The following is a 13,076-nucleotide window of genomic DNA, read 5'->3' as shown; positions in this document are numbered from 1 at the left end:
TCTCCAATTGGGACCGGTTCTTTTGATTATAGCTTTGCAGGCTTCTTCACTTTAGGAAGTATTTTATTTAATGGCACTTTTTTCTCGCGTGACCATGTGGATTCATCAATGGGATTAAATTGTTCCAGGAACGTGATGACTTCCTTTGTGATCGGTGTCGGTGTAGAGGCTCCTGCTGTGACTGCAACTGTCGTTGCATCTTTTATCCAATTTACATCCAGTTCAGTTATATCAGCAATGCGGTAGGCTTTTGTACCGGCAATTTCTTCTGATACCTGTGCAAGACGATTGGAGTTATTGCTCATCGGATCCCCTACAACGATTAAAACGTCAGCCTGGCCAGCTTGTTCCGCAACAGCTTCCTGGCGCACCTGGGTAGCCATGCAGATTTCTTTGTGGAACTCTGCGTGTGGATACTTTTCCTTTATCTGATCCATCACATGTACGACATCCCATTGGCTCATTGTAGTCTGATTAGTCACCAGTATTTTATCAGCCTGTATGCTAAGTTCATTTACATCCTCAATGGTCTGCACTAAATGGACTGCATGAGGAGCTACACCTACTGCACCTTCAGGTTCTGGATGGCCTTTTTTGCCAATGTAAATGATTTGAAAACCTTCCTTTTCCATTTCCCTGATTAAATCATGTGTTCTTGTTACGTCAGGGCACGTAGCATCGATTGTCACAAGGCCTTTTTGTTTGGCTGCTTCACGCACTTCAGGCGAGATGCCATGTGCTGTAAAAATGACAGTGCCTTTATCGACTTTATCTAAGATTTCTTTCCGGTCTTTCCCATCAAGTGTAATAATGCCTTCCTCTTCAAAAGCATCTGTTACATGTTTGTTATGAACGATCATACCCAAAATATAGATGGGTCTTGGCAATGACGGATCAAGTGCAGCGTTTCTGGCAATAACCATTGCATCCACCACACCGTAACAATACCCCCGAGGAGAGATTTTTATGACATTCATCTGCTTATCCTCCCTAATGAAAGCTTATATCTGAATTGAAGTGAGTTCTATTTCAATTGCGGAAAAATCCCATATTGCATTTCTATTATATAAGAGATAAACCGATATTACAAAAGGAGTAATTCTTCTTAAAAGAAAAGCAAAAAAAGAATGCCTCAGCATCCTTTTCTTTAAATATATAATTTCGGTTTGGAAATACCTTCTGCTGAAGATGATTTGACGGCTGGTTTTTCAGAGACAGGTGCCTTTTTGGTTTTTTTGCTCTGAGAATCTGGTTTCTTTTTTTCTGCTTTCGTCTGATTGGATTCCTCTTTAGATTCAGAAGCAGCCTCATCAGCTTCAGGGGCATCTTTCAAACCTCTATAAAGTTTCCACATAGCAGGAAGATTTCTGACCAGCGGACCATACTGCTGAACCATTGGTCCAATTTGCTGTGCTGTATTTAGAACCTTTTGAGTGTTCGTTAAAAAGCCGTTTATGGAAGAAGGATTGCTTATTGCCTGCAATATGCCTCCTCCGCCTGCGGGGGAGCCTCCTGCTGCTCTTGCTGCCCCCATTCCAGCTGCAGGCTGTGCATTGCCTTTTCCCAATATTTTAGAGAGCAATCCTCCCCTGCCTCCACCGCGTTTCATTCCCGGGGGACCGCTCATCATTGGCCCCATGGGAGGTCTTCCCTGCATCGGTGTCATAAAAGGATGGGGAGGCATTCCTCCGCGCATAGGGGGTCTTGATCCTGGCATCATATCTATTGGCCTCCTTTCTTTGCACATTTCTGCTTCTTAATAAAATTTCATATAATAAAGTATGCTTTTATCCCATTTTGGTTTAGGCATAAAGCAGAAGAAACTAATTTATTTATTAAAATCGCCCAAAAAGCTTATCATAAAAATATAAATGCCTGTATGAGTGGTTATTTCCAGGAAACTTTATTATAATAACAGGATGTAAGAAAAGCTCGGAACCAGCAAGTTGTCAGTTGATGCTAGTAGATCTTACTTCACTAATATATGTTTCGGATGCAGCCTGAACAGGGGTGAATCTGAATAATTGAGGAGTTTTAATATGAACGAAACGAAATTTGACCGATTTAATTTAAAGCCATTTATTATAGAAGCGGTTAAAGACTTTGGCTTTTTTGAGCCGACAGAAATTCAGGAAAGAATGATCCCTGCAGTGCTGAAGGGTGAAAGCGCCATTGGCCAGTCACAGACAGGGACAGGAAAGACTCATTCATACGTACTGCCTATTCTTCAAAAAGTTGATCCATCCCGCCAGGAGGTTCAGGCCATTATTACGGCACCGACACGTGAGCTGGCCAACCAGATTTATCATGAAATTCTCAAAGTTACAGAGCATTGTCCTGAAGGAGAAGAGATAACTGCCCGCTGCTATATCGGCGGAACAGATAAGCAAAGAACGATTGAAAAACTGAAAAGACAGCCTCATGTGGTTGTAGGGACCCCTGGAAGAATTAATGACCTGGTAAAGGAACATGCGCTGTTTGTGCATACCGCAGAAATTCTTATTGTGGATGAAGCTGATTTAATGCTTGATATGGGATTCATTGAAGATGTTGATCAGATTGCAGCAAGGATGCCGGAAAAGCTGCAGATGCTAGTGTTCTCAGCTACCATTCCAGAGAAGCTAAAGCCTTTTTTGAAGAAATATATGGAAAATCCAAAGTATGTTCACGTTGAGCCGAAGCAGGCAGCTGCAGCTAATATCGAGCACTGGCTTTTGCCGTCCAGGCATCGGAACAAAGTGGAACTTGTCTATCAAGCATTGACTTCTTTAAATCCTTACTTAGCCATTGTTTTTACCAACACCAAGAAAAAGGCAGATGAAGTGGCAGACGGATTAATCAGCAAAGGCCTAAAAGTCGGACGGATTCACGGAGACCTTAACCCTCGTGAGCGAAAGAAAATGATGAAGCAGATTCTCGATCTCGAGTTTCAATATATTGTGGCAACAGACCTGGCAGCCCGGGGCATTGACATACAGGGAATCAGCCATGTAATCAACTATGAACTTCCGACAGATCTTGATTTTTATATACACCGGGTTGGCCGGACAGCGCGTGCTGGATTCTCGGGAATTGCTGTAACGGTGTATGAGACTTCAGATGAAGATGCATTAAACAGACTTGAAAAAATGGGATTAGAATTCCAGCACAAAGATCTGCAAAATGGTGAATGGACAGACCTGGATAATCGCAATAAGAGAAAAACAAGACAGAAACAAACAAATGACATCGATAAAAAAGCCGCATCACTAGTAAAAAAACCAAAAAAAGTAAAACCAGGCTATAAAAAGAAAATGAAATGGGAAATGGATAAAATAAAAAAACGCGAAAGAAGAATAAAGCGTAAATAAATAAAGGGTTTTTGCAAGATTTCTGACAGGCTAACTCGTCTTAACCACTGCGTTGATTGGAGCAGAGGGAGTGAGAGACCCCCCAAGCGGAGCCGGGGAGGCTCTCGTTCCTCCCCGCGGAAAGCAAATGCATGCAGTGGAAACCAGGCATGCTTTATAAGTAAAACAATTTTTAAAAGAAATATTAAAGGGAGAGGTATCGTCATGCTGAAAATTGGATCACATGTGTCCATGAGCGGAAAAAAAATGCTTTTAGCAGCAAGTGAAGAAGCTGTTTCATATGGCTCCAATACATTTATGATCTATACAGGAGCCCCTCAAAACACAAGAAGAAAAAAAATCGAAGATCTGAACATTGAGGCCGGGCTGAAGCATATGGCAGAGAACGGGATTACTGATATTGTTGTACATGCTCCTTATATTATCAATATCGGAAATACTTCAAATCCTTCAACATTTGAATTAGGCGTTAATTTCCTTCGCTCTGAAATCGACCGCACCGAAGCGATTGGAGCTAAACAAATTGTTCTTCATCCAGGTGCACATGTAGGAGCAGGAACAGAGGCCGGCATCAAAAAAATCGTGGAGGGCTTGAATGAAGTCCTAAATGGCGAAGAAAATGTGCAGATCGCACTTGAAACCATGGCCGGAAAAGGCTCGGAGTGCGGGAAATCCTTTGAAGAGCTGGCTATGATCATAGAGGGAGTCAATTATAACAACCATTTATCTGTATGCTTTGATACTTGCCATACGCATGATGCAGGATATGATATTGTGAATGATTTCGATGGTGTGTTGGAAGAATTCGATAAGATTATTGGTCTTGATCGCCTGAAAGTGCTCCATATTAATGACAGTAAGAATGAGCGCGGAATGCGTAAAGACCGTCATGCGAATATCGGATTTGGCCACATTGGCTTCAGTGCGTTAAACTGCATTGTTCATCATCCGCAATTACAGGATATCCCTAAAATTCTGGAGACTCCTTATGTTGGCGAAGATAAAAACAATAAAAAAGCGCCTTATAAGCATGAAATTAATATGCTGCGCAGCCAGGAATTCAATGAAAATCTATTAGAAGCCATTACGGCTGGATAACCATAATAAAAAGCTGTGCCCGAGTTTGCACAGCTTTTTGCATGAGAAATTAAGTATTAGAAGCTAAGTCCTATTTTGTAAATTGCAAAAACAGCCTGTTTACTTCTCTTGCTGTTTCCGGGCCGGCAATCCTGGCTATTTCTTTTATAATTTTTGTCCGTTCCCGATCATCAAAGATATTTACTTGCTTACCTCTCAAATGGTCTGCAATTTTCTGCGCCTGTGCTTTTGTAATCCTGATGTTGAACTGCTCACCATATTTTAATAATTCGTCTGCTGTAATATTGCTTAGTTTGTGATTAATGATGTTTTCGAATATTTTCATGTTCATCACTCCTCCTCAGTACTTTATGAGTTAAGAATGTGAATAGTGACAATAAGTTTTGAAATGCCGATAAATAAGCATGTACCTTTACTTTAAATGCAAGTTCCTGTATACTGTGTTAGTAAATCGTAATGATTCTTAATATGTAAGGTGATAAAAATGGCACAGCCAATTATTGAAATAAATCATGTTTCTTATAGATATGAGAAAGAAAATGTCCTTGAGGATATTAATCTGACCATTAATTCAGGAGATTTCCTCGGAATCGTCGGGCCGAATGGTTCGGGAAAATCAACCCTGCTAAAGCTTATCCTGAATTTGCTTAAAGTGCAGAAGGGGAGCGTCAAACTGTTTGGCCAGGAAATAAGCCGCTTTAAGGATTGGCAGAACATTGGGTTTGTTTCTCAAAAGGCAAATTCATTTAACACAGGATTCCCGGCAACGGTCTTTGAAGTCGTTTCAAGCGGCCTTACAAAGAAGCTGGGTCTTTTTAAATTTATGGGCAAGGCCGATCAGGCAAAAGTTCTGCACGCTATTGAATCAGTTGGCATGCAAGAGTTTGCCGGACGCAATATAGGCGAGCTTTCAGGCGGGCAGCAGCAGCGTGTTTTCATTGCACGCGCATTGGTAAGCGATCCAAAATTATTAATATTGGATGAACCCACAGTAGGAGTAGATGTAAAAAATGTCCAGTCTTTCTACGAGATGCTTGATGATTTAAATAAGAAGCTTGGTATTACTCTATTGCTGGTTACACACGACATTGGCACAATTTCTGATAAAGTCACCCATGTGGCTTGCCTGAATAAGAATTTGCATTTCCATGGAAATACAGCAGAATTTGAAAGCTTAAATATAAATGAAATGTCAGAGATCTATGGGCATGATGTACATGTTCTGACACATAATCATGACCATCACCACCACGATAAAGGAGCAGGCAGATGATTGCAGGAATCCTTCAATATGAATTTTTACAAAATGCTTTTTTAACGGGAATAATCATCGGAATCATTGCTCCTCTACTGGGTGTGTTCATTGTTGTCAGGAGGCTGTCTTTAATTGCCGATGCTTTAAGTCATGTAACACTTGCTGGCATCGCTGCAAGCCTGCTGCTTGAAAAGAAATTTATCGGATTGAGCGGGTTGAATCCGTTATATATGGGGATGGCCTTTTCAGTAGCCGGGTCATTGTTTATTGAAAAATTAAGGGCTGTTTATAAACATTATCAGGAGCTTGCTATTCCTATTATTTTATCTGGAGGCATTGGGCTTGGAGTGATATTCATTTCTCTCGCTGACGGGTTCAATACTGATTTATTCAGTTATCTGTTTGGCAGTGTCAGTGCAGTCAGCCGGCTGGATTTATGGACGATTTTAATCATCAGCGTGTTTGTTATAGCACTTGTGGTGCTTCTCTATAAAGAATTGTTTCTGCTGTCATTTGATGAAGAGCATGCCAAGGCATCTGGAATAGCTGCTAAAAGTGTCCACTTTATATTTATTGTCATGGTAGCTTTGGTCATAGCTGCTTCCATGAGAATAGTGGGTATTTTATTGGTTTCATCACTTATGACTTTGCCGGTTGCTGCCAGCATCAGAATCGCAAAAGGATTCAAACAGACGATTTTCCTGTCCATGCTTTTCGGTGAAATTTCAGTTTTAGGCGGACTGACGATTTCTTATTATATAGATTTAGCTCCAGGCGGAACTATCGTCATGATTGCCGTGTTAATATTGATTGTGACAATCTTCCTTAAAAAGATGGCAGGCCTGAGGCCAGCATAAATGATGACTTCTATCCGAGGTTATTTCAGAGCAGAAAAATGAGGTGAAAAGTATGAATGTTGATGAAGCCATGCAGCTTTTAAAGGATAAAGGCTATAAGCATACAGGGAAGAGGGAAGAAATGCTTCAGCTATTTGCTGACAGCGATAAATATTTAACGGCAAAAGATGTGCTGGAAATAATGAAGGATAACTACCCTGGACTCAGCTTTGATACTATCTACAGAAACTTATCTTTATTTGTGGATCTTGATATTTTTGAAATGACAGAGCTATCAGGGGAAAAACACTTCCGCTTTACTTGCTCACATGAACATCATCATCATCATTTTATATGTCTGGATTGCGGCAAGACGAAAGAAATCGAAGTCTGTCCCATGAAGCAGGTACAGGAAAATCTGAAGGGCTATGACGTTTCTGGGCATAAGTTCGAAATATATGGGAAGTGCCCGGAGTGTTTTCAATAAAAAACTAAAAAAGAAGCATGGAAGCTATTTATTATAGCCCATGCTTCTTTTTGTAATTTAGGAAATAATAAAATATAACGATGTTAATAACTTTGTGGAGAAATAATCTGCATCAAGCTACAACGCCTAGCCCCTTGGGTCATAAGCCAAATCACTCCAGAAATCAGGATTTCCTGCGTGATTCGTCTTTATGCCTGTCGGACTTGCACAAGTTGGGCTGGCTTTAACGTTCGCCACTGGACGTGGAGGTCTTTAGTTGGAGTTCATCTGATCAATGCGCTTTCGCTTTTGTTCCTGCAGCCAGTCTTCCACCCATGCATTCGCTTCCTTCCAATTTCTAACTCTAATGACACCATTGGGAAGGGGTTCCTGGTTATAGGGTGTATCAAATAAGATGACAGGAATTCCACAGGCCTCATGAATCATGACTGCATTATCATGTTTATCTTCAAAAAAGATATCCACCTCATATTTTTTTGCAGCTTCGATTTTATCATGGCTCCCGATCAGTTCAATATGATCGAACTCCAATGTGTTTTCTAGAAACCATTCCTCTGTTATTTGCTGCAGGTGAGAACCCCTGGCACTTATAAAGTACAATTCATGCATGCGTTTCCAGTTGGTCAAAACTTCCTTCGCGCCTTCCGCAATTGGAGATTCTTTGTAAATGAGGGGCTCATTTTCATAAAACCAATGTGCAAATTGTTCTTCTGAAATCGTCACCAAAGGTGTTAAATCATATTGCTTAATATCATTTAAAGTAATATTCAGATTAAATGCTTCATTTAAATACGGAACCATGGCTTCAGGGCAAGTAACTGTTCCGTCTATATCAATGCCAAAACGCTTCTTCATCATTATGATCTCCTTTAATGCATATATCCCTTATCTTAACAAAAGTCCCGGCCTTGCAAAAGGGTGATGCCTGAGCAGGTATGAAAGTAAAACATTTACATCTTAAAAAAGGCTTATAACGCAAACACTATAAATGCTCCATTAAGCAGTACTTTTTAGTAACACAGCTAAGGAAGCGAGGGATCATGATGGCAGACCAAGAGCGCAGGAATGAAGAGTATGACCTTCGATACAGTGAGAGGATTGGCGAAGCAGATGCGGATTATTCCGAAGAAGCCTCTGCAGAAATAGCAGCTCCAGGTGTCTACGGCAGACCGCAGGATCAGGACGAGGAAAACGAAACAGCTGCAGTTCATGCAGGTTATTCTGAGGAAACCTCTGCCGAAATAGCAGCGCCTGGTGTTTACAGCAGATCGCTGGATCGGGACGAGGAAAACGAAACAGCTGCAGTTCATGCAGATTATTCTGAGGAAACCTCTGCCGAAATAGCAGCGCCTGGTGTCTATAATAGATCAGTGAACAGGGATGAAGAAGATGAAACAGCTGCAGCCGGCAGAGGAGTCGGATATGCTGCCCTGGCACTTTCCATTTTATCTTTGTTTGTGCTGCCGGTTCTTTTTGGAGCAACAGGAATTGTCCTTGGTTTTATCGCACGCCGCAGGGGTTCAGAAAGCCTTGGGGGCTGGGCGATTGCAATAGGGGCTATATCCATTATCGTCGGTATGTTTATTCTGCCGTTTTTTTAGAAAAAGAAAAAAAGCCTGGCCCCCAAAATTATTTGGTGCCAGGCTTTTTCTAATTCGGAAAGAGGCAATTATCGCATTATGGCAGCAGGCCTTCTGCTTGTGCTTTTTCCTCTTCCTGTTTGGCAAAATATTCTTCAGCGATTTTGTCGATTTCAATCTTAAGTTCTTCAACCATTGTTTCTTCTGGAACTTTCCTTACAATCTGGCCTTTGCGGAACAGAAGGCCTTCTCCGCGGGCGCCTGCAATGCCGATATCAGCTTCCCTGGCTTCACCAGGTCCGTTAACAGCACAGCCCAATACAGCAACCTTAATTGGTGCTTTAATTTTTTGAATATATTCTTCCACTTCATTTGCGATGCTGATTAAGTCAATCTCGATCCTTCCGCATGTTGGACAGGAAATCAGTGTTGCAGCATTGGAGGATAAACCAAACACTTTAAGAAGTTCACGGGCAACCTTAACTTCCTCAACGGGATCTGCGCTAAGTGAAATTCTTAACGTATTTCCTATTCCTTTGCTTAAGATTGCACCAAGTCCAGCGGCACTTTTTACAGTACCGGCAAAAAGTGTGCCTGATTCTGTTATACCCAAATGGAGAGGGTAGTCAAATGCTTGTGCTGCTTTCTCATAAGCCTCAATGGCCAAATTAACATCAGATGCTTTCATAGAAACGATGATGTCATGGAAATCAAGGTCTTCTAAAATTTTGATATGATGCAGGGCGCTTTCAACCATGCCATCTGCTGTAGGGTATCCATATTTCTCAAGGATTCTTTTTTCAAGGGAACCTGCATTTACACCAATGCGGATAGGGATGCCTTTTTCTTTTGCAGCCTTGACGACTGCTTCCACTTTTTCACGTTTGCCAATATTCCCCGGATTAATGCGGATTTTATCCGCTCCGCCTTCGATTGCCTTCAATGCCAGTTTGTAGTCAAAGTGGATATCAACAACAAGCGGTATATTAATTTGTCTTTTAATATCTGCTATGGCATTTGCAGCTCTTTCATCCGGGCAGGCAACACGCACGATTTGACATCCTGCTTCTTCCAGCCTTTTTATTTCAGCTACAGTCGCATCAACGTCATGTGTTTTCGTAGTGGTCATACTCTGGATGAACAGCTCATTGCTTCCGCCAATTGTTAAAGGCCCAACTTTAACAGGCCTTGTTTTAGTGCGATGTATAATTTCACTCAATGGAGATTCGCTCCTTTTTATCTTTTCATATAACAGCTGAGATGTATGCTGTTAGAGAAGGTTCACTTTATTGTATCAATGAACCGCTGAAGTTGACAAGAATGATGATTAGTTGTTCTGAGTATATTTTGGAAATTTATAGGTCTCCCCTGACTTAATGTCTTCAGGCTGCATTCCATTATTTAATTCCGTGAAGTCTGACACTACCTGGTCTATGCCAACAGGAATTGGGCCATCAAGGTTTAGTTCTATAATTGAAAGAACTGTTTCTCCAGGATTGACCTTTTTTTCAAAATAGGGTTCACCTGTTTCTGTGGGCAGCGTACTAGCCTCCAATGCTTGCTTTTGTCCAGCGGGCAATGTCCCATGATTAAGATCATAATAGATTACATATATAACTAGAATTGAAAGTATTACGCCCGCAAGCTTCTTCATACTGGCAAACCCCCTGCAAATAGCATGTTTACCCAATATGTATGCTTGTCCAAATATGATTAGACCAAAAAAGCCCTCTATTTTTATTATTCTGCATTAATAACTGCTTTGTTTATGAAATAACTCCTCTTTTTAATTGCAAAAATAAAAACGCGCAATTGGCACGCTTTTATTTAGAGTTATGAGATGCAACTTCCTTTATGGACAAGAGGAGGATGATAAGAGAAACAAACCAGTTAATAATCGCCCCGTTTTGCACTGAAGTATGCAGGGCTGACATGATAGCAAAGAAAATGGCTGGCAAAGTAATGCTGTAGGCAGACATACGCCATAAATGACGATACTCCAATTTTTTTACCAGAGCCTTTTTGATAAGCAGACCTGCAAATGCTAACAGGGAAATCTCGATAAATCGAATGCCCGCTGCAAAAATATAAATGACAATCGCTATTATGGGAACAATAATCGGCATAAGGGATTCTGCTGAAGCAAGGAAGTCTGATAAGTCATTTTTGGTTGTGCCGCTTGTCAGCAATGTGTATGGATATGTCTGTTCCTGTCCTTCAGCATGTATGTAGACCTCATTTTTTAATAAGGCAATCGTATTACCGCTTTCGGATAAAACAGAAGGGTTAACTGCTCCTGTCGAATCAACAATGATTGTAAAGTTATCTTTATTGATGGTTACAGGTACTTCCTCCTCTGTGTGAAGCTGTCCTTCTGCAATTTCAAAATCCGGTAAATCACTGTCAATTGTTTCATCAATAGCATTTAAGCCATTAATAATTGCCGATCCGGAATAAAAAACGGTTGGAAGTACTGATAGCAGGGTAAGGAAAAACACATACAAAATAGTTTTTCCTATACCCTGATGACGAAATAAAGCGATATCTTTTGGAGAATACAAGCTTTTATAAAACTGAAGAAAAAGATTCATTTGGACACACCCTTTTTGAGATTCACTATTATATTTTAGCCAAATATCCAGATGTTACAAGACAAACTTGTTTGCAAGTTTTTCAGGTATTTGTAACAAAAATGTAATATAAGTATGTAATGTTAAGGAATTGTAAAATTAGTTCGTAACAGGTTTACATTTCTATAGGTTTCCATTAATAATTGTATGGGGTTTGATGAATCATGTCGAATAAACATTTATAGGGGTTGGATAATGGTGGAACTTAATGTTCAGCAAATGCTTTTTGAGTTTTTGGGCGGGCTTGGTATTTTCCTTTATGGAATCAAGTTCATGGGTGATGGGCTCCAAAAATCAGCTGGTGACCGGCTGAGGGATTTATTAGATCGCTTTACTACGAATCCTTTAATGGGAGTGCTGGCAGGTATTCTTGTCACCATTCTTATACAGAGCAGCTCTGCAACCACTGTTATTACAGTTGGATTAGTATCTGCCGGATTCATGACATTGCGCCAGGCAATAGGTGTTATTATGGGAGCCAATATTGGAACCACGGTAACTGCTTTCATCATCGGGATTGATATCGGGGAATACGCTTTGCCGATTATTGCTTTAGGCTCTATCCTATTGTTTTTCTTTAAAAATAAAAAAGTTAATAATTTCGGTCAAATTGTCTTTGGCTTTGGTGCCTTATTCTATGGACTTGAATTAATGAGCGGGGGGATGAAGCCTCTGCGTTCTTTGGAAGCTTTTCATGACTTGACTGTAAGCATGAGTTCAAATCCAATTCTAGGTGTGGTCGTCGGGACAGTGTTTACTGTTATTGTTCAGAGCTCAAGTGCCACAATCGGCATTCTTCAAGGTTTGTTTTCTGAAGAACTTATTAACCTGGATGCGGCATTGCCAGTTCTGTTTGGAGATAATATTGGAACGACCATTACAGCGGTATTAGCTGCTATTGGAGCGTCTGTTGCTGCAAGAAGAGCCGCAGCCGTGCATGTATTGTTTAACTTAATTGGTACTACTATCTTCTTAATTTTATTAAAGCCATTTACATTATTAATTGAAACACTGCAGGGGAATATAGATCTAAATCCTGAAATGACCATTGCCTTTGCACATGGAATTTTTAATAGTACTAATACACTTTTACAGCTGCCATTTGTAGCAGCACTAGCATGGATTGTAACAAAGCTTATTCCGGGTGAAGATGCAGTTGCTGAATATAAAGCAAAACATTTGGATCCTGTTTTTATAGAACAATCACCCTCGATTGCACTTGGACAAGCTAAAGAAGAAGTGCTTCGGATGGGAACATTCTCTGTAAGAGGACTTGAAGAAACGGTTCAATATTTGAAAACAGGCAATCAAAAACATTCAGAAAGTGCATACCAGCTAGAGGACGCGATCAATAACCTTGACCGTAAAATTACGGACTACCTAATAAAGTTATCTACTAGTTCACTTTCAGCACATGAATCTGCTGAGCACACTGTGCTGATGGATACGGTAAGAGATATTGAGCGTATTGGTGATCATTTCGAAAATGTAATAGAACTGATTGATTATAAACAGGCAAATAAAGTGTCCATTACTGATTCAGCCATGGCTGATTTAGAACAGATGTTCAAATTAACCATATATACTGTAAAAGAAGCCCTTCAGGCACTGGATCACAGTGATAAAATTGCAGCCGAGCATGTGGTGAAAAAAGAAGAAGAAATAGATAAAATGGAAAGAAAGCTCCGCAAACAGCATATTCTTCGGTTAAATGAAGGAGTCTGCTCTGGCCAGGCCGGCATTGTATATGTAGACATTGTCAGCAACCTTGAGCGTATCGGTGATCACGCGGTGAATATTGCTGAAGCTGTTTTAGGAGAAGATTAAGTGGTAAAATAAG

14 protein-coding genes are annotated in these 13,076 nt (G+C 40.5%); 7 read left to right on the top strand and 7 right to left on the bottom strand.

Translation table 11 applies throughout. The features are described from left to right. Positions 1 to 26 precede the first annotated feature (26 nt). Positions 27 to 977, bottom strand: a complete 951-nt coding sequence (locus tag ACR42H_RS20605) for a 4-hydroxy-3-methylbut-2-enyl diphosphate reductase (RefSeq protein WP_436372971.1) — start codon at positions 975 to 977, stop codon at positions 27 to 29. Positions 978 to 1,147: 170 nt separating this feature from the next. Continuing rightward, positions 1,148 to 1,720: a YqfQ family protein gene (locus ACR42H_RS20600; RefSeq protein ID WP_243856047.1), complete on the bottom strand. Its 573-nt coding sequence runs from the start codon at positions 1,718 to 1,720 to the stop codon at positions 1,148 to 1,150. Between the two features lie 319 nt (positions 1,721 to 2,039). Between ACR42H_RS20600 and ACR42H_RS20595 the strand changes: the two genes are divergently transcribed. Together ACR42H_RS20595 and ACR42H_RS20590 are read left to right on the top strand one after the other, a co-directional pair. Further along, positions 2,040 to 3,350 carry a DEAD/DEAH box helicase gene (locus ACR42H_RS20595; protein ID WP_113882813.1) on the top strand — a complete coding sequence of 437 codons (1,311 nt, stop codon included), beginning with the start codon at positions 2,040 to 2,042 and terminating at the stop codon, positions 3,348 to 3,350. Positions 3,351 to 3,554: 204 nt separating this feature from the next. Beyond that, a complete protein-coding gene (locus ACR42H_RS20590) occupies positions 3,555 to 4,448 on the top strand; it encodes a deoxyribonuclease IV (RefSeq protein ID WP_113882814.1) in 894 nt (297 codons plus the stop codon). Positions 4,449 to 4,518: 70 nt separating this feature from the next. Here ACR42H_RS20590 and ACR42H_RS20585 read toward each other — a convergent pair whose 3' ends face one another. Then, positions 4,519 to 4,773: a DUF2624 domain-containing protein gene (locus ACR42H_RS20585; RefSeq protein ID WP_019382849.1), complete on the bottom strand. Its 255-nt coding sequence runs from the start codon at positions 4,771 to 4,773 to the stop codon at positions 4,519 to 4,521. 159 nt (positions 4,774 to 4,932) lie between these two features. Here ACR42H_RS20585 and ACR42H_RS20580 point away from each other — a divergent pair, with 159 nt between their 5' ends. From ACR42H_RS20580 to ACR42H_RS20570, 3 genes are read left to right on the top strand one after another with little or no spacing between them, the layout of a single operon-like run. Then, positions 4,933 to 5,721 (top strand): metal ABC transporter ATP-binding protein, encoded by a 789-nt coding sequence (locus ACR42H_RS20580; protein WP_113882815.1) that lies wholly within the window; start codon positions 4,933 to 4,935, stop codon positions 5,719 to 5,721. Continuing rightward, positions 5,718 to 6,560 carry a metal ABC transporter permease gene (locus ACR42H_RS20575; protein WP_436372965.1) on the top strand — a complete coding sequence of 281 codons (843 nt, stop codon included), beginning with the start codon at positions 5,718 to 5,720 and terminating at the stop codon, positions 6,558 to 6,560. Before ACR42H_RS20580 ends, ACR42H_RS20575 begins: the two co-directional genes overlap by 4 nt. A gap of 52 nt (positions 6,561 to 6,612) precedes the next feature. Beyond that, a complete protein-coding gene (locus tag ACR42H_RS20570; protein ID WP_113882817.1) occupies positions 6,613 to 7,026 on the top strand; it encodes a Fur family transcriptional regulator in 414 nt (137 codons plus the stop codon). Between the two features lie 252 nt (positions 7,027 to 7,278). Here the strand turns inward: ACR42H_RS20570 and ACR42H_RS20565 are convergent, their stop codons facing one another. Beyond that, positions 7,279 to 7,881 carry a hypothetical protein gene (locus ACR42H_RS20565; RefSeq protein WP_113882818.1) on the bottom strand — a complete coding sequence of 201 codons (603 nt, stop codon included), beginning with the start codon at positions 7,879 to 7,881 and terminating at the stop codon, positions 7,279 to 7,281. A 416-nt stretch (positions 7,882 to 8,297) separates the two neighbouring features. Between ACR42H_RS20565 and ACR42H_RS20560 the strand changes: the two genes are divergently transcribed. Continuing rightward, on the top strand, positions 8,298 to 8,627 hold the full coding sequence (locus ACR42H_RS20560) for a hypothetical protein (RefSeq protein WP_395858180.1): 330 nt from the start codon (positions 8,298 to 8,300) through the stop codon (positions 8,625 to 8,627). A gap of 76 nt (positions 8,628 to 8,703) precedes the next feature. Here ACR42H_RS20560 and ispG read toward each other — a convergent pair whose 3' ends face one another. The 3 genes from ispG to ACR42H_RS20545 form a co-directional block, all read right to left on the bottom strand. Further along, entirely contained in the window at positions 8,704 to 9,816 is a 1,113-nt protein-coding gene (gene ispG / locus ACR42H_RS20555) for a flavodoxin-dependent (E)-4-hydroxy-3-methylbut-2-enyl-diphosphate synthase (RefSeq protein ID WP_181782308.1), read from the bottom strand. A 117-nt stretch (positions 9,817 to 9,933) separates the two neighbouring features. After that, positions 9,934 to 10,260, bottom strand: coding sequence for a hypothetical protein (locus tag ACR42H_RS20550; protein ID WP_113882821.1), 327 nt, complete (start codon positions 10,258 to 10,260; stop codon positions 9,934 to 9,936). Positions 10,261 to 10,429: 169 nt separating this feature from the next. Continuing rightward, a complete protein-coding gene (locus ACR42H_RS20545) occupies positions 10,430 to 11,197 on the bottom strand; it encodes a DUF1189 domain-containing protein (protein WP_113882822.1) in 768 nt (255 codons plus the stop codon). Between the two features lie 234 nt (positions 11,198 to 11,431). Here ACR42H_RS20545 and ACR42H_RS20540 point away from each other — a divergent pair, with 234 nt between their 5' ends. Next, entirely contained in the window at positions 11,432 to 13,063 is a 1,632-nt protein-coding gene (locus tag ACR42H_RS20540; protein ID WP_436372961.1) for a Na/Pi cotransporter family protein, read from the top strand. Positions 13,064 to 13,076 lie beyond the last annotated feature (13 nt).

Origin of the sequence: Cytobacillus sp. BC1816 (assembly GCF_051353635.1) — a bacterium.
Lineage (GTDB): Bacteria > Bacillota > Bacilli > Bacillales > Cytobacillaceae > Cytobacillus > Cytobacillus oceanisediminis_C.
Note: the sequence above shows the minus strand (reverse complement) of the source record. Positions and strands in the feature narration are given on the sequence as shown.